The organism is Nocardioides sp., from assembly GCF_035547795.1.
GTDB lineage: Bacteria > Actinomycetota > Actinomycetes > Propionibacteriales > Nocardioidaceae > Nocardioides.
Genome location: NZ_DASZUF010000066.1, coordinates 1 through 19,633 on the forward strand (window position 1 = coordinate 1; position 19,633 = coordinate 19,633).

20 protein-coding genes and 1 tRNA gene are annotated in these 19,633 nt (G+C 70.0%); 11 read left to right on the forward strand and 10 right to left on the reverse strand.

What is annotated here, in order from left to right; translation table 11 throughout:
• Positions 1-430, forward strand: a 430-nt coding sequence (locus VHA72_RS04910; protein WP_325573327.1) for an HAD family hydrolase, incomplete at its 5' end; no start/stop codon positions are given.
• Positions 431-446: 16 nt separating this feature from the next.
• Here the strand turns inward: VHA72_RS04910 and VHA72_RS04915 are convergent.
• The gene (locus VHA72_RS04915; protein ID WP_325573328.1) at positions 447-1,604 is read right to left on the reverse strand and encodes a metallophosphoesterase; all 1,158 of its coding nucleotides are present in this window, start codon (positions 1,602-1,604) and stop codon (positions 447-449) included.
• A gap of 410 nt (positions 1,605-2,014) precedes the next feature.
• Here VHA72_RS04915 and VHA72_RS04920 point away from each other — a divergent pair, with 410 nt between their 5' ends.
• Positions 2,015-4,594, forward strand: coding sequence for a phospholipase D-like domain-containing protein (locus tag VHA72_RS04920; protein ID WP_325573329.1), 2,580 nt, complete (start codon positions 2,015-2,017; stop codon positions 4,592-4,594).
• 222 nt (positions 4,595-4,816) lie between these two features.
• Positions 4,817-5,482 (forward strand): FadR/GntR family transcriptional regulator, encoded by a 666-nt coding sequence (locus tag VHA72_RS04925; RefSeq protein WP_325573330.1) that lies wholly within the window; start codon positions 4,817-4,819, stop codon positions 5,480-5,482.
• Between the two features lie 4 nt (positions 5,483-5,486).
• Here VHA72_RS04925 and crcB read toward each other — a convergent pair whose 3' ends face one another.
• The 3 genes from crcB to VHA72_RS04940 all read right to left on the reverse strand — a co-directional run bounded on the left by crcB (position 5,487) and on the right by VHA72_RS04940 (position 7,437).
• Entirely contained in the window at positions 5,487-5,852 is a 366-nt protein-coding gene (gene crcB, locus VHA72_RS04930; protein WP_325573331.1) for a fluoride efflux transporter CrcB, read from the reverse strand.
• A complete protein-coding gene (locus VHA72_RS04935) occupies positions 5,849-6,394 on the reverse strand; it encodes a fluoride efflux transporter FluC (RefSeq protein ID WP_325573332.1) in 546 nt (181 codons plus the stop codon). The genes crcB and VHA72_RS04935 overlap by 4 nt, the downstream gene beginning before the upstream one ends.
• Positions 6,395-6,498: 104 nt before the next feature.
• A complete protein-coding gene (locus VHA72_RS04940; RefSeq protein ID WP_325573333.1) occupies positions 6,499-7,437 on the reverse strand; it encodes an ATP-binding protein in 939 nt (312 codons plus the stop codon).
• Positions 7,438-7,663: 226 nt separating this feature from the next.
• Between VHA72_RS04940 and VHA72_RS04945 the strand changes: the two genes are divergently transcribed.
• Positions 7,664-9,124: an NAD(P)/FAD-dependent oxidoreductase gene (locus tag VHA72_RS04945; RefSeq protein ID WP_325573334.1), complete on the forward strand. Its 1,461-nt coding sequence runs from the start codon at positions 7,664-7,666 to the stop codon at positions 9,122-9,124.
• 4 nt (positions 9,125-9,128) lie between these two features.
• On the opposite strand, the gene VHA72_RS04950 is transcribed toward VHA72_RS04945, so the two are convergent.
• Positions 9,129-9,806 carry a hypothetical protein gene (locus VHA72_RS04950; RefSeq protein WP_325573335.1) on the reverse strand — a complete coding sequence of 226 codons (678 nt, stop codon included), beginning with the start codon at positions 9,804-9,806 and terminating at the stop codon, positions 9,129-9,131.
• An 89-nt stretch (positions 9,807-9,895) separates the two neighbouring features.
• A tRNA-Lys gene (locus VHA72_RS04955) sits at positions 9,896-9,968 on the reverse strand.
• A gap of 207 nt (positions 9,969-10,175) precedes the next feature.
• Between VHA72_RS04955 and VHA72_RS04960 the strand changes: the two genes are divergently transcribed.
• Together VHA72_RS04960 and pntB are read left to right on the forward strand one after the other, a co-directional pair.
• A complete protein-coding gene (locus tag VHA72_RS04960) occupies positions 10,176-11,717 on the forward strand; it encodes a Re/Si-specific NAD(P)(+) transhydrogenase subunit alpha (protein WP_325573336.1) in 1,542 nt (513 codons plus the stop codon).
• 2 nt (positions 11,718-11,719) lie between these two features.
• The gene (pntB, locus tag VHA72_RS04965; RefSeq protein ID WP_325573337.1) at positions 11,720-13,159 is read left to right on the forward strand and encodes a Re/Si-specific NAD(P)(+) transhydrogenase subunit beta; all 1,440 of its coding nucleotides are present in this window, start codon (positions 11,720-11,722) and stop codon (positions 13,157-13,159) included.
• A 17-nt stretch (positions 13,160-13,176) separates the two neighbouring features.
• Here the strand turns inward: pntB and VHA72_RS04970 are convergent, their stop codons facing one another.
• The 4 genes from VHA72_RS04970 to VHA72_RS04985 are packed head-to-tail and all read right to left on the reverse strand — an operon-like array spanning position 13,177 to position 17,692.
• Positions 13,177-14,352, reverse strand: a complete 1,176-nt coding sequence (locus VHA72_RS04970; protein WP_325573338.1) for a cation:proton antiporter — start codon at positions 14,350-14,352, stop codon at positions 13,177-13,179.
• A 9-nt stretch (positions 14,353-14,361) separates the two neighbouring features.
• On the reverse strand, positions 14,362-14,844 hold the full coding sequence (locus VHA72_RS04975; RefSeq protein ID WP_325573339.1) for a cation:proton antiporter regulatory subunit: 483 nt from the start codon (positions 14,842-14,844) through the stop codon (positions 14,362-14,364).
• Positions 14,845-14,879: 35 nt separating this feature from the next.
• On the reverse strand, positions 14,880-16,655 hold the full coding sequence (locus VHA72_RS04980) for a DUF8823 domain-containing protein (RefSeq protein WP_325573340.1): 1,776 nt from the start codon (positions 16,653-16,655) through the stop codon (positions 14,880-14,882).
• Positions 16,616-17,692 (reverse strand): phosphatase PAP2 family protein, encoded by a 1,077-nt coding sequence (locus VHA72_RS04985; RefSeq protein WP_325573341.1) that lies wholly within the window; start codon positions 17,690-17,692, stop codon positions 16,616-16,618. The genes VHA72_RS04980 and VHA72_RS04985 overlap by 40 nt, the downstream gene beginning before the upstream one ends.
• A 350-nt stretch (positions 17,693-18,042) precedes the next feature.
• Between VHA72_RS04985 and VHA72_RS04990 the strand changes: the two genes are divergently transcribed.
• The 5 genes from VHA72_RS04990 to VHA72_RS05010 form a co-directional block, all read left to right on the forward strand.
• Complete coding sequence (locus tag VHA72_RS04990) at positions 18,043-18,246, forward strand: cold-shock protein (protein ID WP_121807198.1); 204 nt, start codon at positions 18,043-18,045, stop codon at positions 18,244-18,246.
• Positions 18,247-18,384: 138 nt separating this feature from the next.
• On the forward strand, positions 18,385-18,549 hold the full coding sequence (locus VHA72_RS04995) for a hypothetical protein (protein ID WP_325573345.1): 165 nt from the start codon (positions 18,385-18,387) through the stop codon (positions 18,547-18,549).
• A 30-nt stretch (positions 18,550-18,579) separates the two neighbouring features.
• Positions 18,580-18,867 carry a metal-sensitive transcriptional regulator gene (locus tag VHA72_RS05000; RefSeq protein ID WP_325573342.1) on the forward strand — a complete coding sequence of 96 codons (288 nt, stop codon included), beginning with the start codon at positions 18,580-18,582 and terminating at the stop codon, positions 18,865-18,867.
• The gene (locus tag VHA72_RS05005) at positions 18,864-19,064 is read left to right on the forward strand and encodes a heavy-metal-associated domain-containing protein (protein ID WP_325573343.1); all 201 of its coding nucleotides are present in this window, start codon (positions 18,864-18,866) and stop codon (positions 19,062-19,064) included. Before VHA72_RS05000 ends, VHA72_RS05005 begins: the two co-directional genes overlap by 4 nt.
• Positions 19,065-19,079: 15 nt before the next feature.
• Positions 19,080-19,633, forward strand: a 554-nt coding sequence (locus VHA72_RS05010) for a cation transporter (RefSeq protein WP_325573344.1), incomplete at its 3' end; no start/stop codon positions are given.

Sequence of the window (19,633 nt, forward strand, 5' to 3'; positions counted from 1 at the left end):
GGCTCGGTTGCACCACACCTGGTCGGACACGCTGCGATCGGGCCTCGGCGTGGTCGCGTTCGGGGCGGAGGAGCACGCCATCGAGTTCGCCGAGGTCCTGCGCGCGCGGTTGCGGGCCGAGTCCTCGGGTCTGGCCTGCAACCGGAACCGTCACCTGGTGCAGGTGCACGACGCCCTCGTCGACAAGGCCAGCAGCCTGACCGCCCTGTCCGGCGTTCTGGGCGTCGAGCCTGGCCACGTGCTCGCCATCGGCGACTCGGACAATGACCGGAGCATGGTGGACGGGCACTGCGGATTCCGGTCGGCCACCGTCGCCAATGCCACGCCGGGGGTCAAGGACGCGGTACGACGTGCCGGCGGGACGGTCGCGGATGCGCCGGCCGGCGCCGGCGTTGCCGCGCTGCTGAACGACCTGGTCCGCGCTCGCTAGTTCCGTCCGGCGCCGTTCACCATGCGAAGGGCATCGGTGCCACGCCGTCGGAGCTGACCAGGCAACTCGACTCCAGGTCGAGGCGCAGCTCGGCGGTGGCCTGCCGCAGCGCGGCCGTCCGGGTAGCGGTGGACGCGAAGTAGACGGCGTCGATGACGGCGCCCTCGTCGCCGAACAGCTCGGCGGCTCGGTCGAGGACGGCGTCGACGAGATGAGGGGTACGGCGGGCCCGGGCCGCCCAGCTCTCGTCGGCCAAGGCGATCAGGAGGTAGCCGGCGGCGGCGAGATCCGACAGCACGGCCGCGGCGCCGTCGCGTGGACGCAGCGATTCCAGCTCACCGAGGTTGGCCGGCAGGGCGGTGAGGCAGGCCGCGTAGTCGACGAAGGCCGCGGGCCGCCGCAGCCGATCGGCGAGGAGCGGCACGACCTGCATCGTCACCGGCGTGTCGGCGTCGGCGTCGTCGACGTCGTAGATCCGGTAGCAGTGCGGAGGCTCGACCAGCGCCGAGCCGGCGGAGAACGCCGTGCCGGCGTCGCGGATCAGGTCCGTGCCGGGGTGGTAGTGGCCGGACAGCGAGAGCCGCACGCTGCCCGAGTCGACGATGTGTCGACGCAGCTCCTCGCCCTCGGCGTACGTGTGCGGCCAGTCCTCGTTGAGCTCCGGCGTGATGACGAAGTGCTGCAGGTGCACCTGCGGTCGCGGCTGCGCCAGCATCCGGTCGAAGAGCTCGCGCTGTCGCCCGAGGCGACGAGGGACGTGCCGCTGGTCCTCCTCGTCCCAGAAGCTGACGAACGTCAGGCCGCCGATCTCGCGGACGGCGGGCGAGGCGCCGAAGACGCGTTCGGCGACCTCATAGGAATCGTGATTGCCCGGGACCACGATGGCGGGCAGACCCGAGTCGGCCAGCATCGTCCGGATCAGCAGGTAGTCGGCCTCCATCGCGGCGAGCCAGCGCTCCGCGTCCCAGCAGGACGGGGTCTGGCCGGCGAGGAGATACGGCGGCACGTCGACCAGGTCACCGGTGACCACCACCACGTCCGCGCCTCGCTCGCGAGCGTCGCGGAGCGCGTGCTCGATGACCGACGCGGCCTCACGGCTCCGTCGTTTTCCCAGGATCGACGTTCCCGGCAGATGACGACGGAGATGGAGGTCGGTGAGGTGGGCGATGCGCATGGCACTCCTGGATCTGCCGTCGGCGACACGGGCGACCGTACGCCTGGTGGGGTCGGCATGTGACCGTTGACACACGCCTTACCATCTAATATTACTATACGAGTAATGACCGCTGTGCCAACAAATCCTGCAACGAGCTTCGGACGCGGGGTGCCAGTCTGCGCTGCGCTCTTCGTCTGTCGCGCCCCGTCATCGGTGCGCCGGTGACCCGTCCCTCCGGAGGCATCGACATGACATTCAAGGTTCCCGCACGTCGTTCCTGGTCCGATCGTGGCCGGGCCCCAGTGAGACCACCGAGACCACCGAGAAGTGCGACGCGGCTCGGCTCGTGGCGACGACGTCTGATCGCCGTCGCCGGCGCGCTGGCCCTGGCGAGCCTGGCGCTCCCGAGCCAGGCCACGGCCGATGTCGTGAGCAGCGGTACCATCACGCTCTTCAACAGCGACCCCCACACCCTGATCGGTGCGCCGGTCGGCGGCGTCCTGCCGTTGGCCACCCCCGACTACGCCGCCAGCGGCGCGATGATCACGCTGATCGACAACACCCCGGCGGGCGCATCCATCCACCTGGCCAACTTCTACATCGACCCGGCCGACGACGACGGCATCATCGACGCGCTCAACGACGCCGCCGGCCGGGGGGTGAATGTCTCCGTGGTGCTCGACAACAAGGGCGCGACGGATGAGGCCGCGAAGGACGCGCTGGACCCGGCCGTCCACGTCACCCTGTGCGACCATGCCTGCATCAACACCACCGGCGCCAACGTCGGGTCTGGGGTCGGCGCGCCGGGCATCGCGCACAGCAAGTTCATCCTGTTCTCCAGCACGGTGGACCAGAACGGGACCGCCAGGACCAATGTGGTCGCGAACGGGTCGCAGAACTTCAACCGCCAGCAGTTCATCATCCACAACAACTGGGTGGTGAGCTACGACGATCCCTCGCTCTACACCGGGTTCATGAACTTCTGGAACGCGCTGGACGCGCAGGACGCGACGCCGACGAATCCGGCGGTGTCGACCACGGTCACGAGCTCGACCGGACTGATCACGACGTACTTCTATCCGCGGCCCGCGACCAGCGACCCGGTGGCGAACGCGATCAACGAGCTCGACTGCAGCAAGGGCGGCCAGATCTACGCCGAGAGCTCGACCTGGGACTCCGACCGCACCTCGGTGAACAACGCGCTGATGGCCCAGGCCGACGCCGGCTGCACCGTGCAGCTGATCATGGACGAGGCGGACGGGCCGGAGAGCAACACCACGCAGAACCTCAACGACGGGTCGGCCGCGAACGAGTCCTACCTGCCGACCGCCACCAACATCAACATGAACTCGAACGTCTTCGCGGCCCACGGGATCACGGTCTACGGCTCGGCGCCGGGCGGCTGCCGCTATTCCACCGAGGGCTCGCTGAACCACTTCTGCATGTTCACCGGTGGCGGGTCGCACGAGAAGTACCTGGTCATCAACGGCAAGTCGTCGTCGGGGGCCACGGTGAAGAAGGTCATCACCGGCTCGGAGAACTTCGCGAAGCGTGCCCTGACCGCCTACACCGAGGTCGACGAGGAGATCAGCGACGCCACGATCGTGCAGGGCTTCATCGACGACTTCAACCGCCAGAAGGCCGAGACGATCACGATCAGCCCGGAGAAGTACCCGAACGCGACCCTGAGCACGGTGAACAGCGCCGCCTCGGGTTCCCAGGACATGCCCAGCATCGCCCGGGTCGGCGACTACACCGCGGTCGCATGGGCGGACAACGGGAACCCCACCGCCGCGTCGAGCGGCAAGTACGGCGCGATCTACCTCAAGCTCATGCGCAGCGACGGCTCGACGGTCTACGAGGTGCCGGTGCAGGCGCAGGCGGCCGCCGATTCGGGAAGCGACTACCGGTCCCCGAGCGTCGGCATCGACGACGATGGCAATGCGGTGGTGGCCTGGCAGGACGACGACGACGGCAACGGCAGCTACAACATCGTCATGCGGTCGGTGACGAACAACGGCACGGCCACGCCGACCATCGGCTCCCGAGTCACGGTGAACAGCGTCGGGGACGGCCAGCAGACCTCGCCGTCGCTGGCGATGACCCCGGACGGCCACTTCAGCGTGTCGTTCCTGGACGACCAGGCGTCCTCGGGCAACACCCAGGTCCGGCTCGCGACGTACACCTCGGCCTCGACGTCGGGCAAGGTCGACGAGCTCCAGGTCAACGGCACCAGCACCGGCACCCACAAGCAGGCCAAGGTCGCGGTCTACCCGACGACCGGTGGGGACTGGGCGACGATCGTGGTCTGGGACGACGACTCGGACGCCAACGGCTACGGAGACATCCGCGGCCGCGCGGTGACCTCCACCGGCACGGCGGTCTGGGCCGAGAAGCAGCTGAACGGCACCACCACCGGGGACCAGACGGTGCCCGCGGTCAGCGCCAACGCCGACGGCTTCGTGGTTGCGTGGGAGGACTGGACGGGTTCGGGAGGACCTGCCTGCCACACCTACACCAAGCTTCCCGGCGCCGGCCCCACGGATCCGCCGGCGAGCGACACCGGCCGGTGTGTCCAGGTGCGCGAGTTCAACGCCTCGGCGACCCCCGCCGCGGCCGAGTTCGAGGTGTCCAACGGGTTGTTCTCCACCAACGGGTACACGGGCAGCAACGCTTACAAGGACGGCCCCAACCCCAACCCGAACATCGGTGACCAGCGCAGCCCGACCGTGGCCATCGACAGCTCGGGGGACTACGTCGTCGGCTGGGAGGAGCTCACGCCGTACCACCCCGGCTGGGACGTCTTCGCGCGCGGCTTCACCAAGGGCGGCGGGTCGACGGCCGACACGCTGAGCGAGTACCAGATGAACCCGATCGTCCCGAACAACCAGGTCTCGCCGGTGGTCGCCTCCGATCCGGACGGCAACTTCTCGCTGGTCTACGACGACGACTGGGACGGCAACGGCTCGACCCAGCTGATGGAGCGCAGCGGCTTCAGCATCGACTGACGTCCGCTCACGACGATGGTCGTGTCGGCCTCCGGACCGCTCCCTCGGGTGCGGCTCGGAGGCCGACATCGCCTCCGCCGGCCGTCGCGGCTGCGCGCCGGACGGACGGGCACAGTGGTATGAATATTGTATGGTTGTTAATCCGGCGTCCTCCGGCTGGGCCGCCTGGACGAGAGGAACCACGTGCCCACCTATACCAACCGTAGCCTGCACGGCCACGCAGTGAATCTGATCGGCACGCGGATCATCCGGGGTGACTACCGTCCCGGCGACGTGCTCGATCCCGTCGCGCTCGAGCACGAGCTCGAGGTGAGTCGCACCGTGATCCGGGAGACGCTTCGCGTGCTCGGGGCCAAGGGCCTGGTAGGTGCGCGGCCACGCCGAGGCACCTACGTCCGGGATCGGGCGGACTGGAGCCTGCTGGACGCCGACGTGCTGCACTGGCAGTTCGAGGCCGACAGCAAGGCGCTGTTGCGCGACCTGGGCGCGGTCCGCGAGATGATCGAACCCGCCTCGGCTGCGCTGGCGGCCGAGCAGCGCAACGACGACGACGTCGCCGAGCTGGCCGACGCGCTGGAGGAGATGAGCGCCGCCGGGACCGACCCGGTGGCGGTCACGGCCGCCGACCTGCGCTTCCACCGTGCCCTGCTGGCCGCCACGCACAACGAGCTCCTGATCCGGATGTCGAGCATCATCGAGGTCGGCCTGCGAGCCCGTGACCAGCTGGTGCATGCCGGGGAGGAGTGGACCGACCCCGTTCCGATGCACGCCGAGGTCCTCACCGCGATCCGTCGCCGACAGCCGCGCAAGGCGGTCAACGCGATGCGTGCGCTGCTGAGCCAGGCGGACCGGGAGTCGCAGTCGTCGGCCCTGCCGGAGACGACCTGACCGGTCAGAGACTCCCGACCCACCAGCCCAGCGCGACCGCGGCGAGCCCGGCCCCGAGCGAGACGGCGACGTTGCCGACGGCGGCCCGCCACTGCCCGGCGTTCGCGAGCCGCACCGTCTCGTAGGAGAACGTCGAGAACGTCGTCAGCGCGCCGCAGAACCCGGTGCCGGCCAGGGTCAGCACCGACGAGGGCAGATCGCCGGCGCTCGCCAGCGCTGCCACCAGGCCGAGCACGAACGAGCCGACCACGTTGACGGTGATCGTGCCCCAGGGCAGCACCGAGCGGTGCCGCGACTGGACGATGACGTCGGTCAGATAGCGCGTCGGCGCCCCGACGGCCCCGCCGACCAGGACGAGCAGGGCGGTCATCGTGTCGTCTCCTCGCCGGTGGCCGGACCGTCCAGCATGCCGCTCAGCAGGACGCGGCCGGCCCCCATGCCGAGGAGCACCGCGACGAACCCGAGCGCCAGCGTGCCGGCGACGTACTCCAACGCCAGCAGCTGGTGGCCGGCGGCGAGCATGGTGCGGCTGTCCAGCAGGTACGTCGAGAACGTGGTGTAGCCACCGAGCACGCCGACCCCGAGGAACGGGCGGACGTAGCGGGTATGCGCCCACACCGTCAGGAGCAGGGTCATCAGCAGACCCAGCAGGAACGCACCGCTGGCGTTGGTCCAGAAGGTCGCCCACGCGAACGTGCCGTCGTCATGCGGCATCGCCTCGGCCAGCGCCCAGCGGCCGAGCGCGCCCAGCGCACCACCGACCGCGACGACGGGCGCGAGGTGGGCGTGCTGGCGCAGCACCAGCCACGGGTGGGGCGCCGGCCGTTCGGCCAGCTCGACCTCCGGGTCGACGGCGACGTCGATCCCGAGCTCGTCGGCCTCGGCCGGACCGCGCTGGTCATGGGACGTCATGGACGTACTCCTCCTACCTGGACAGCACGACATCATCAGGTAGGGACTGTTGGTGACCGCCCGGTCACGGTTGTCGGCGAGCCCCACCGCCATCGCGGCAGACTCTAGCGGACGGCGCGAAGGCCCCCACCGGGAAGCTCCGGCTCGACCCACGCCTCCGGCTGGGCGCCGGCGGCCTGGCGGATGTACTCACCCAGGAACCAGCGCTGGAAGTCGCGCTGCTCTCCGGTGCGCGCCAGCGCCAGCAGCCGCTCCTGGCGGCAGAACTCGTCGGCCAGATCCAGCAGGTCGAGGAACCGGCTCAGCGTGGCGGCCGCCTCGCGCGGGATCCGCACCTGCAGATCCACGACCTCCGCGCCGGAGGTGAGCGCGCCCTCGACGTCGGTGAGCCCGATCCCGTCGCGCAGCTGCCGTTCCAGCGCGCCGAACAGGTCCGAGAGGCTCTTGGCCAGCGGGTAGACCTGCTCGTGCGCGAGCGCCAGCAGGTGCACCTCGCGACGGAGCTCGCGGAAGTGCTGCTGGAACCCGACGTAGAGCCGCAGCGGCACGCCCTGGATCAGCACCTCGACCGGGTCGTCCATCTCCGGCGCCGGCTCCGGCGTGGCAGGGCCGTTGATGATGCCCGGTACGCCGTCGTCCTCGGCGAGCTGCCGCGCCGGCGCGAACCACACGACCTTGCCGTCGCGCTCGATCTCGGCTCCCCAGGCGTCGGAGCTGCGCGCCACGATGCTCAGCCCGCGACCGAACGTGAGCAGCAGGTCGTCGTCCTGGTCGAATGCCAGGGGACCGGGCAGTACCGGGCGCTCCACGGACGCGTCGCGGACCTCCACCCGGGGATGCTCCACGGTGCCGCGCACCCGCACCTGGATGGGATCGGCGCCGTGCAGGATGGCGTTGGTGACCAGCTCGGAGACGCCGAGCTCGGCGCACTCGACGAGGTCCTCCCGCTCGATGTCCAGGCAGGTCTGCACCACCCATCGTCGCGCGTCCTTCACGCCGCGGGGCCCAGGGCCCAGCGTGAGGGCGGGGCGGTTGAGTGGCACTGCTGCTCCTGATGCCGAGGTCTAGACCAAGTCGGAGACTTCATACCCGGCTGTTCGGGGATGCAAACCGCGGAATTCTACCGGTGTCGAGGCTGGCGGCGAACTATTCCCCGGAGGGATGTGACGAGACAGATGGGTACCCCAAGTGGAACGTGGACCGCAGTCGCGGAAGAATAGACATGGAACGATCCAAGAGAGCATCCCAGGCGCGAGGAGAGGGATTGGCATGAGCGCCAGTCAGACTGCTGCAGGCAGGCACAAGGTCGTCGTCATCGGGTCCGGCTTCGGCGGGCTGTTCAGCACCAAGGCGCTGAAGCACGCCGATGTCGACGTCACCATGATCGCCAAGACGACCCACCACCTGTTCCAGCCGCTGCTCTACCAGGTCGCGACCGGCATCCTGTCGCAGGGCGAGATCGCGCCGGCGACCCGGGACGTGCTGCACGCCCAGAAGAACGCCACCGTGCTGATGGGCGAGGTCACCGCCATCGACCTGACCGCGAAGACCGTCACCAGCCAGGTGCTGGGTCGTGAGACGGTGACGCCGTACGACTCGCTGATCGTGGCCGCCGGCGCCGGACAGTCCTACTTCGGCAACGACCACTTCGCCGAGTTCGCCCCTGGCATGAAGTCGATCGACGACGCGCTGGAGCTGCGCGGGCGCATCTTCGGTGCCTTCGAGCTCGCCGAGATCGGCGCCGCCCGCGGCGAGAACGTCGACCACCTGCTCACCTTCGTCGTCGTCGGGGCCGGCCCCACCGGGGTCGAGATGGCCGGTCAGATCGCCGAGCTCGCCCGCCGTACGCTCAAGCAGGACTTCCGCTACATCAACAGCCGCAAGGCCCGAGTGGTCCTGGTCGACGCCGCGCCGCAGGTGCTGCCCCCGTTCGGCGAGAAGCTCGGCAAGTGGACCCAGAAGGCGCTGGAGGAGACCGGCGTCGAGGTGATCCTCGGCGGGATGGTCACCGCCGTCGACGAGCGCGGCCTCGAGCTGAAGTTCAAGGATGGTCGCGTCCAGCGCATCGAGTCGGTCGCGAAGGTCTGGGCCGCCGGCGTGCAGGCGTCCGAGCTGGGCAAGACGCTCTCGGAGCAGACCGGTGCCGAGCTCGACCGAGCCGGCCGGATCGCCGTCAACCCCGACCTGACGCTTCCGGGCCACCCCGAGGTCTTCGTCGTCGGCGACATGATCAACCTCAACCACCTGCCCGGCGTGGCGCAGGTCGCGATGCAGGGCGGCAAGTTCGCCGCGAAGTCGATCAAGGCGGACCTCGCCGGCAAGCCGCGGCCCCGGGAGTTCAAGTACTTCGACAAGGGCTCGATGGCCACCATCGCCCGGTTCAAGGCCGTCGCGACGGTCGGCAAGCTGCACTTCACCGGGTTCATCGCCTGGATGATGTGGCTCTTCGTCCACCTGGCCTACCTGACCGGCTTCGCCAACCGCGTGACCGCGACGCTGGCCTGGTTCACCTCGTTCGTCGGCCACGACCGCAGCGAGCGCACCACCACCATGCAGCAGGTCTTCGCGCGACAGGCGCTGCAGAAGGTGGACGGCGGCGCCACCGGCCTGGTCTCCGACCCCGGCGCGATGGACGCGTTCTTGGAGCAGCGCCGACGTGAGCTGGAGGAGGCCGCGGCCGAGGAGGTCCGGCTCACCGACGCCCACGAGCGCGGCGTCGCGGTCAAGTAGTCGCTCAGGGGAGCCGGTCGGCGCTCTCGGGGCGGAAGTAGCGCAGCACCCTCATGAACTCGTGGGGGTCGACCATGCTGGCGTCGACGACATAGGCGCTCATCCCGCGACGCAGGAAGAGCACCCGCCAGCGGCGCTCGCCTGGCCGGCCGTGCACCTCGATCGGGGTGAAGCTCTGGGCGAGGTCGAACAGCGACCGGCTGCCGCCCCGCATGATCTCCAGTTCGCTGCCGTGCAACGTCAGCCGGGCCGTGCTCGCGCTGGCGCGGGTGGCCCAGACGATCAGGGTGAGGACCGCCGCCGTACCGGTGATGCCGTAGCTGAGATAGCTGCGGTCCTGCCACGCCCAGACCCCCGCCGCCACGGTCGCGGCGGTGGCCACCAGCAGGATGAGGCCGAGCACTCGTCGCGTCCCGGTCCGGGGCTTGAAGAAGATGGTGTGCGGCAGCGCCTCCGTCCGCGGCGGTACGGTGGGGTCCGCGGCAGGTGACGACTCGGCCTCGACCGCCAGCTCCTCGACTGCCGGCTCCTCGACCGAAGCGGGCCCTGTCACGGCGTCCTGGGTGAGATCCTCCGCCGGGACCTCAGGTGCCTCGTACGGCCGGCCCTCGTGATGGGCGAGCCACCTGTCGAACAGGTCGGTCGGCTGCGTGGAGCCCTCACCGCCCCCTGGGTCGCTCATGTCAGCCAAGCGTAGGGCGACTCGTCGACCTCGGCAGGGCTTTGCCGCCACCGGCGGCGTACCGATGCCGCCCTCAGGGGCGCACCTCGTAGGCCGTGTCGGGCTCGAACCGACGACCCGAAGATTAAAAGTCTCCTGCTCTACCAACTGAGCTAACGGCCCGGCCACAGTCTGCCGCATCGTCCCGCGAACCTGGTCGCGGGCGGTGGGGGAGGTCGTGGCGCCACCGGTGAGCACGTGTTCGGATGAGAGTCAGGTCACGCTCCCGCCATACTGCAGGTATGAATGTGACGGACGCTACATCCGGCGGGCGCGTCGGTAGGGCATGATCCGACCCCACGCCCACAGGACCGGCAAAGGAGCCGCCGCATGCTCATCGGAGTGACCCGAGAGACCCGGCCCGGGGAGACCCGTGTCGCGGCCACGCCGACCACCGTCGGACAGATTCTCGCGCTGGGGTACGACGTGGTCGTGGAGGCCGGGGCCGGCGCACTGGCCAGCTTCGCCGACGAGGCGTACGCCGAGGCTGGGGCGCGGATCGGCACCGCCGAGGACGCCTGGGGCGCCGACGTGGTGCTGCGCGTCAACGGCCCGAGCGTCGAGGAGGTGGGCCGGCTGCGCGAGGGCGCCGTCGTCGCCGGCCTGCTCGCGCCGGCGCAGAGCCCGGAGCTGCTCGACGCGCTGGCCGCCCGCCGCGTCACCGCGCTGGCGATGGACGCGGTCCCGCGGATCTCGCGCGCGCAGTCACTCGACGTGTTGAGCAGCATGGCCAACATCGCCGGCTATCGCGCGGTGATCGAGGCAGCCCACCACTTCGGCCGGTTCTTCACCGGCCAGGTCACCGCCGCGGGCAAGGTGCCGCCGGCCAAGGTGTTGGTCGCCGGCGCCGGTGTGGCCGGCCTGGCCGCGATCGGCGCCGCCAGCAGCCTGGGCGCGATCGTGCGTGCCACCGACCCACGGCCCGAGGTCGCCGACCAGGTCGCGTCGCTCGGCGGGGTCTACCTGCCGGTCGAGGCGGAGACCGAGCAGTCGACCGACGGCTACGCCAAGGCGACCTCGCAGGCCTACGACGAGGCCGCGGCCCGGCTCTACTCCGAGCAGGCCGCCGACGTCGACATCATCATCACCACCGCGCTCATCCCGGGCCGGCCGGCGCCACGGCTGATCACGGCTGCCGACGTCGCCTCGATGCGCCCGGGCAGCGTCATCGTCGACATGGCCGCCGCACAGGGCGGCAACGTCGAGGGCAGCGTGGCCGGCGAGGTGGTCACCACCGACCGCGGCGTGACGATCATCGGCTACACCGACCTGGCCGGCCGGCTGCCCACCCAGGCCAGCCAGCTCTACGGCACCAACCTGGTCAACCTGCTCAAGCTGGTCACCCCGGGCAAGGACGGCCAGCTCACCCTCGACTTCGACGACGTCGTGCAGCGCGGCCTGACGGTGACCCGGGACGGCGACGTGCTGTGGCCGCCGCCACCCGTGCAGGTCAGCGCCGCGCCCGCTCCCGGCGCCGTACCGCCGAAGGAGCCGGCGCCCCCCGAGAGTGAGCGCAAGCCGCTCTCGTCGGTCGCGAAGCTCGCCCTGGTGCTGATTGGCCTGGCGGCGTTCTTCTTGGTCAACGCGTATGCGCCCGACCCGATCCCGCAGCACTTCACCGTGCTCGCGCTCGCGATCGTGATCGGCTACTACGTCATCGGCAAGGTCGCGCACGCGCTGCACACGCCGCTGATGTCGGTGACCAACGCGATCTCGGGGGTGATCGTGGTCGGCGCCCTGCTGCAGGTCGGGATGCACGACAACCTGATCAAGTACCTCGCCGGCGTCGCGATCCTGCTCGCCTCGATCAACATCTTCGGCGGCTTCGCGGTCACCCGACGGATGCTGTCCATGTTCAGCAAGGGAGCCTGACGATGACGACCACCTCGATCGCCACCGCGGCCTACCTCGTCGCCGCCCTGCTGTTCATCTTCAGCCTCGCCGGCCTGTCCAAGCACGAGAGTGCCAAGCAGGGCTGGACCTATGGCGTCATCGGCATGGTGATCGCCCTGGCCGCGACCGTCGCGCTGACCGTCGACGAGACCGGCGCGGACACCACCATGCGGCCACGCACCATCGCGATCCTGGTCGTCGCCGTGGTGATCGGCGCCGTCATCGGCCTGTGGCGGGCCAGGGTCGTGCAGATGACCGGGATGCCGGAGTTGATCGCGGCGCTGCACAGCTTCGTCGGCCTGGCGGCGGTGCTGGTCGGCTGGGCGTCGTACGTCGGGGTCGAACGCAAGGGTCTGGAGTCCTTCACCGGCTCGCTGCTGCGCATCCACCATGCCGAGGTCTTCATCGGCATCTTCATCGGCGCTGTCACCTTCACCGGCTCGATCATCGCCAACCTGAAGCTGTCGGCGCGGATCAAGTCGGCCCCGCTGACCCTGCCGGGCAAGAACCTGCTCAACATTGGCGCCCTGGTCCTCTTCGTCGTGCTCACCGTGTGGTTCGTCGACAGTCCCCAGTTGTGGCTGATCGTGGTCGTCACGGTGCTCGCCCTCGCGCTGGGCCTGCACCTGGTCGCCAGCATCGGCGGCGGCGATATGCCGGTGGTGATCTCGATGCTGAACTCCTACAGCGGCTGGGCCGCGGCCGCCTCCGGCTTCCTGCTCGACAACGACCTGCTCATCGTCACCGGCGCGCTGGTCGGGTCCAGCGGTGCCTACCTGAGCTACATCATGTGCAAGGCGATGAACCGCTCGTTCATCTCCGTCATCGCCGGCGGCTTCGGCATCGAGGCGTCCGGCTCCGACGACACCGAGTACGGCGAGCATCGCGAGGTCAACGTCGAGGGGGCGGCCGAACTGCTCGCCGGAGCGTCCTCGGTGGTCATCACGCCGGGCTACGGCATGGCGGTGGCGCAGGCGCAGTACCCGGTCGCCGAGTTGGTCAAGACGCTGCAGGCCAAGGGCATCGACGTGCGCTTCGGCGTCCATCCGGTCGCCGGCCGGCTGCCGGGGCACATGAACGTCCTGCTCGCCGAGGCCAAGGTGCCCTACGACATCGTGCTGGAGATGGACGAGATCAACGACGACCTGGCCAGCACCGACGTGGTGCTGGTGATCGGCGCCAACGACACCGTCAACCCCGCCGCGGCCGAGGACCCGGGCAGCCCGATCGCCGGCATGCCGGTGCTGCGGGTGTGGGAGGCCAAGGACGTGATCGTCTTCAAGCGCTCGATGGCCGCCGGGTACGCCGGCGTCCAGAACCCGCTGTTCTTCCGCGACAACGCCCAGATGCTCTTCGGGGATGCGAAGACCCGGGTCGAGGAGATCGTGGCCGCACTCTCCCGGGTGCCCGCCGGCCGCTGAGCGAGATGGTCCGGGGGCTATGGGCCGGCGGGCCGGCGGGCCGGTCGGGAGATCCGGCGGGCGAGCGGCTCCAGCAGGCGTGGGGCGAGCGGGCCGACGACGGCCAGCACGAGCACGTAGGCGGCGGCCGTCGGCGCGAGCTCGGCGGTGGCGGTGGTCGCCACCAGGCCCGCGACGATGATGGAGAACTCGCCGCGCGGCACCAGCGCGGCCCCGGCCCGCAGCCGGCCGCCGCGTCCCACGCCGGCGCGCCGGCCGGCGATCCAGCCGGTGGCGATCTTGGTGGCGATGCCGACCACCGCCAGGCCGGCCGCGGGCAGGATCACCGCCGGCAGTTGGCCGGGGTCGGTGGAGAGTCCGAAGAAGACGAAGAAGACGGCGGCGAAGATGTCGCGCAGCGGCGCCAGGATGTCGTGGATGCGCTCGGCCAGGTCGCTGGAGAGGGCGATCCCGAGCAGGAAGGCCCCGACGGCGGCGGAGACGTGCACCGCCTCCGCAGCGCCGGCCACGATCAAGGCCAACCCGACCAGGCGCAGCAAGAGCACCTCGTCGGACTTCGCGCTGACCACCGCCGTGACCAGGTCGCCGTACCGCAGTGCGACCAGCAGCACGCCGGCCAGCACCAGCAGCGCGATGATCACCGCTCGCAGTGCCGACAGGCCGCTGGCGGAGGCGGCCAGAGCGGTCAGCACCGGCAGGTAGACGGCCATCGCGAGATCCTCGAGCACCAGGATGCCCAGGATCGCGGGCGTCTCCCGGTTGCCCAGCCGGCCCAGGTCGCCCAGGACCTTGGAGATGATCCCCGAGGAGCTCACCGCCGTCACGCCGAACATGGCCACCGCCGCGGTGGCGTTCCAGCCCATGGCCAGCGCAAACAGGACGCCGGGGACGCCGTTGAGCAGCAGGTCGATGACGCCGGCGGGCGCCTGGCCGCGCAGGTTGGCGACCAGGTCCTCGGCGGTGTACTCCAGGCCGATCATCAGCAGCAGGAGCACCACCCCGATCTCCGAGCCGGTGCTGAAGAAGCCCTCCGGAGCAGCGACGGGAAGCAGGCCGCCGCTGCCGAAGGCCAGGCCGCCGAGCAGGTAGAGCGGGATCGGCGAGAGCGACCATCGGGCCGCGAGACGACCCAGCACGCCCAGCGCGAACAGCACCAGGCCGAGCTCGAGCAGGAGTCGGGCGGTTCCGTCCACGGGCCGGTGTCAGCTCGGGTTGAGGATCTCGGCAGCCGCGCGGACACCGTCCTCGGTGCCCACCACGACCACCTTGTCGTCCGCGGCGAAGCGGAACGAGGGCGTCGGCGACGGGGTCACCTCGTCGCGGCGGAAGACCGCCACCACCGAGGCGCCGGTGCGGCTGCGGATGGCGGCGTCGCCGAGCGTCCTGCCGACGTACGGCGAGGCCTGGCCGAGCGGGATGCCGCTGGTGGTCAGCCCCTCGACCTGCTCGCGGAGCCGGGCCAGCCGCTCGATGACGCGCGGCGCGCCGAGCAGCTCGGCGAGCAGCTGGCTCTCCTCGTTGCTGAGCTCGACGGCGACCTCGACGGAGTCGGGGTCCTCGGCGCTGTAGACGGCGAGGTGGCGCGCACCGGTCTTGAGCGAGATCACGCCGACGCGGCGCCCCGCCGCCGTGGTGAAGTCGTGCCGCAGGCCGACGCCCGGCAGCCGGGTCTCTTCCACATCCACCTGCCAGACCCTAGTCGACCGGCGCCGCAGGCCGGTCAGGGATTCTTCAGGTTGTCGGGGCAGGACGTCCCGCGCGGCAGCTTGTACGGCGCCGCGATCCGGTAGGTGCCCGCCGTCGGCGCATGCAGCACGGTCCAGTCGTCGGCCGGCTGCTTCCCGGGGACGGCCGGCTCGTGCATCTGGGTCAGGCAGCCGTCGAGGTTGACCGGCTGCTGGCCGTCGGCGGCCGGGCTGGGCGCAGGCACCGGCGTACCGTCCGCCTGGACCAGGGAGAGCCACGGCGAGGCCGGGATCCGCACCAGCACGGTGGCCGGTCGCGGCAGGGTCAGCACGATCTCGGCCGAGTCGAACTTGGTCACCGTGGCCGGAGGGTCGGCCAGCGGGGTGGCTCCGATGACGCGAAAGAGCTCCCAGTCCCGGTTCGACCAGACCAGCTTGAGATAGGGCAGGCCGGACTGGATCAGCTGTGCCTCGGCGAGGGCGCTGCCGTCCGGGTCGCCGGGCGGCAGGATGACGTAGTGCACCGCCCAGCGGTGCAGCCACTCCTCGTAGCTGGTGGCGGTCAGCGGGTTCTGCTGGTCGTAGAAGACCGGATTGCGCTCGGCGTCGGCCTGCCGGTTCCAGCCTCGTGCCAGATTCGCGTACGGCGCGAGCGCGGACGACTCACGATGCGACCGCGACGGGACTACCTCGACCCGGCCGAGCTTGGCGCCGCGCTTCTCCAGCTGGTGGATCAACGGCTTGGTGTCGACCGTCCAGGCGATGTCCGGTTGGGAGTGCACGGCATCCACGGCCGCGACGCAGCCCTGCCAGATCAGGGTGGTGACGATCGCGAGCACCACGAACGTGCGCCGCGGCAGCCGGGCCAGCACGCCGAACCGGAACGGGTTGCGGTCCACGCCGGAGCAGACCGCGCTCAGCAGGGCGGTCGTGCCGTAGATGAGCGAGAGTCGCACCACGTTGGTGCCGATCGGGCTGGGCACCAGCCAGGCGAACAGCACCGCCAGGACGTAGATCAGCGCGGTCAGTCGGCCGATCCACCACGAGACCGGAAAGACCAGCCAGACGAAGACCGCGATCAGGATCGGCAGGACCGCGGAGTCCCAGTGCATCGGCTGCTTGCCGGAGAACGGGAAGACGACCGCCGCAAGCAAGACCACCAGCGCCGGCGGGATGCCCAGCACGTACGCCGCCGCGCGTCGCTTGCGTAGCCACAGCGCCGCCGCGACCAGACCGAGGAAGAAGCCGGCGACCGGGCTGCCGAACGTGGCCATCATCGCCATCGTCGCCGCGATCAGCGCCCGTGGCGCGCGGTAGCGGCGCCACGCCTCAGGCCAGGTGACGACCGCGCCCAGCGCCGCCACCGCGAACATGGTGCCCAGGGCGAAGGTGACCCGCCCCGAGATCGCGTTGCCGAACATCGCCACGGCCACCGCCAGCGACGGCCACAGCGGGCGCTTCACGCCGGGCAGCCGGACCAGCAGCAGAGCGGTGAGGGTGGCGGCCAGGGTGCTGGAGAGCACCATCGTGGTCCGCACGCCGACCCAGGCCATCAGGTACGGCGAGATGACGCTGTAGGAGACCGGGTGCATGCCGCCGTACCAGCTGAGGTTGTAGGCGCTGCCCGGGTGGATGCGGGCGAACTCCGCCCAGGCGTCCTGGGCAGCGATGTCCCCGCCCGTGGTGGCCAGCAGGAACCGCCACAGCAGGCTGAGCGCCCCGGCGACCGCGAAGGTGATCCAGACGGTGCGGATCCCCTGGTCGCGCAGGCTCAGCTCGCGGCGGGGCGCGGCGATCGACTCGATATCCAACGGGGCATCCGGCGGTAGACGGTCACGTGGCCGATCAGCACGGCGGCGGCGGCGAGCACCACCCCTCCGGCCAGATCGAGCAGGAAGTGCCAGCCGAAGTAGACGGTGGCGACCATGACCACGAGCAGGTAGATCGCGAGCAGCCAGGTGAGCAGCCGCTTGCGCAGGTAGGCCGCCATCAGCAGCACCGTGGTGGTGAACCCGACGTGCAGGCTGGCGAAGGCCGAGACACCGACGAACGCCTTCGGGTTCTGCGGGTCGGCCAGGAAGAACGCCCGGTCCTTGGCGTCGCCGATGACCATCGAGGTCACCGACGTGTGCGGCAGCCCGGCGAACTCCTGCGGTGCGGAGAAGACCGGGCCGAGGGTCGGGATCAGGTAGTAGGACGCGGTGCCGATGATCCAGGTCCACATCGCCGCCACCAGCATCACGTGCGCCTTGCGGATGCTGTCCAGGAAGGCCAGCGAGCCGACCACCGCGGCGGTGCAGACGTAGGTGAAGATCTTGTAGGCGAACGCCAACGGGTACGCCGCGGTGTGCTCGCCGAGCAGGTCGTGCAACAGCACCGCCGGGCTGTGCCCGAACATGACCGCCTTGTCGAAGGAGAGCATCCAGGCGTCGTGGGGCGTCTGGAAGGCGTCCCAGCTCTTCAGGTTGCGGTAGCAGATGTAGATCAGGTGGTAGGCGACCAGCCCGGCGAGGACCAGCGCCAGGCGGCGCGGCGCCAGCCGCCGGCGTACCACCTCGACCAGGGTCGCCCGGGTGTGACCGGCGCGCCGCCATCGGATCGCCACGTCAACCACCGCCAGCACCGCGAACAGCGCGATAGCGCCGAGCAGCTTGTGCGCGAACATCTTGCCGTTCGGGTCGCGCATCGGGACGCCCACGTGCGCCGACCACAGCAGCGTGATCGCGCCGAAGACCAGGACGGTGGCCCAGATCAGCGCGACCGTCGGGCCGAGTCGCTCCTCGTTGCGAGGAGACTCCGCAGGGGTCTCTTCTGAGGCCGGCAGACTCTCGACGCGTGCGACACCCACGCCCGGAATGGTACGGCGGCTCTGGCAAGGCGTCCCCATCGTCACCTGACCGACCGCCGATCGGAGGAATCGGGCGGCGTGTCACGTGGCAGTTGCGGAACCTTCACGAAGTCGGCATCCATTTCCTTGGTCTCGGGGGTTTCCAGACGGCTCAGTCTTGGTACTGTCCTGCCTGCAACAGGTGCAAGTTCCAAGTGGTCTGACGCCCGCGGAGTTTGTGATCCAACGGCGTTTCTGCTCTGTGCCCGCACAACGGGGGACTCCACAGGTCGGAGCGACGTGTCACCCGCATGTGTTGTGGGGCGGTCGAAACCGGCCGCCTCTCGCCCCGACAGTAGGAGTACAGAGCAATGGCTCAGGGCACCGTGAAGTGGTTCAACGCCGAGAAGGGCTTCGGCTTCATCGCACAGGAGAACGGCGGCGACGACGTCTTCGTGCACTACTCGGCGATCCAGACCCAGGGCTACAAGTCCCTGGACGAGAACCAGAAGGTCGAGTTCGACGTCACCCAGGGCCCGAAGGGCCCGCAGGCGGAGAACGTTCGGCCCCTCTGATCGCTGAACAAAGGCGAGGCCCCATCCGTTGGGATGGGGCCTCGTCCCATTTCCGGCGAATTCACAGGTTTCGGGCTTCGCAGAGTGGGGAAACTCAATACGGAGATATGCCCGCGCGGGAGTCAGGGGAGGATGCCGGTGCAGGACCAGTTCGACGTCTCGTTGGAAGACGCCGACCTGCTCGGGGAGGTCGAGTTGACGACCAACCTCATCATCGCCGCCAGCGAGTCTGAGGGTCATCTCAGCGTGGAGGAGATCGACGCGATCCTCGGCGTCGTCCCGCGCCAGCGGCACGAGACTTGAACCCCTACCCCCTAGGGGTACCCTAGGGGCATGAACCAGCACGGCTACATCCATCGCAAGGACGACTACCTCAAGCGACTGCGCCGGATCGAGGGGCAGGCGCGCGGCATCGCACGGATGGTCGACGAGGAGCAGTACTGCATCGACATCCTGACCCAGATCTCGGCGATGACGAAGGCGCTCCACGCCGTCTCGGTCGGGCTGCTCGAGGAGCACCTCAGCCACTGCGTAGTCAATGCCGCGCGCAGCAGTGACGCCGAGGCCCAGGAGAAGGTCACCGAGGCAGTCGACGCGATCGCCAGGCTGGTGCGGTCGTGATCTTCGAGGGCACCGTCGAGGGGATGACCTGCCAGCACTGCGTCGCGTCGGTCACCGAGGAGGTCTCGGAGCTGGCCGGCGTCAACGCGGTCACCGTCGACCTGGACACCGGATCGCTGGTCGTGGACTCCGCCGTACCGCTGGCGCGCGAGGACGTCGCGGCGGCGGTCGCCGAGGCCGGCTACCGGCTGCGCTGAGATGGCTGTGCTGCGATGACCGACACCATCGAGCTTGCGATCTCCGGGATGACCTGCGCCTCATGCGCCCACCGGATCGAGCGCAGGCTGAACAAGCTGGAGGGCGTGCGCGCCAGCGTCAACTACGCGACCGAGAAGGCACTGGTCGAGTACGGCGAGGGCATCGCCGCCGACGACCTGCTCGCCGCGGTCGCGGCCGCCGGCTACTCGGCGGCGCCCGTCGAGGCGCCGGTGGAGGAGGAGCCGGACCCGCTCCGGCCCCGGCTGCTGGTCGCGGCGGTGCTGACCATCCCGGTCGTGCTGATCGCGATGGCGATCCACTTCCCGGGCTGGGGCTGGGTGACGTTCGCGCTGACCACGCCGGTCGCGACCTGGGCGGCCTGGCCGTTCCACCGGGCCGCGCTGAGCAACCTGCGACATCTGGCGACCACGATGGACACCCTGGTCTCGCTGGGTGTGACCGTCTCCTACCTGTGGTCGCTGTCCTCGCTGCTGCGCGGTGGGCACGTCTACCTCGAGGTGGCGGCGACGGTGACGACGTTCCTGCTCGCCGGGCGGGTGCTGGAGCA

Excerpts from the sequence above, each read along its gene's own strand:
- pntB (WP_325573337.1), top strand. The coding sequence starts at position 11,720 with ATGACGACCACCTCGATCGCCACCGCGGCCTACCTCGTCGCCGCCCTG.
- VHA72_RS04990 (WP_121807198.1), top strand. The coding sequence starts at position 18,043 with ATGGCTCAGGGCACCGTGAAGTGGTTCAACGCCGAGAAGGGCTTCGGC.
- VHA72_RS04950 (WP_325573335.1), bottom strand. The coding sequence starts at position 9,806 with ATGAGCGACCCAGGGGGCGGTGAGGGCTCCACGCAGCCGACCGACCTG.
- VHA72_RS04945 (WP_325573334.1), top strand. The coding sequence starts at position 7,664 with ATGAGCGCCAGTCAGACTGCTGCAGGCAGGCACAAGGTCGTCGTCATC.
- VHA72_RS05000 (WP_325573342.1), top strand. The coding sequence starts at position 18,580 with ATGAACCAGCACGGCTACATCCATCGCAAGGACGACTACCTCAAGCGA.
- VHA72_RS04915 (WP_325573328.1), bottom strand. The coding sequence starts at position 1,604 with ATGCGCATCGCCCACCTCACCGACCTCCATCTCCGTCGTCATCTGCCG.
- VHA72_RS04960 (WP_325573336.1), top strand. The coding sequence starts at position 10,176 with ATGCTCATCGGAGTGACCCGAGAGACCCGGCCCGGGGAGACCCGTGTC.
- crcB (WP_325573331.1), bottom strand. The coding sequence starts at position 5,852 with ATGACCGCCCTGCTCGTCCTGGTCGGCGGGGCCGTCGGGGCGCCGACG.
- VHA72_RS04935 (WP_325573332.1), bottom strand. The coding sequence starts at position 6,394 with ATGACGTCCCATGACCAGCGCGGTCCGGCCGAGGCCGACGAGCTCGGG.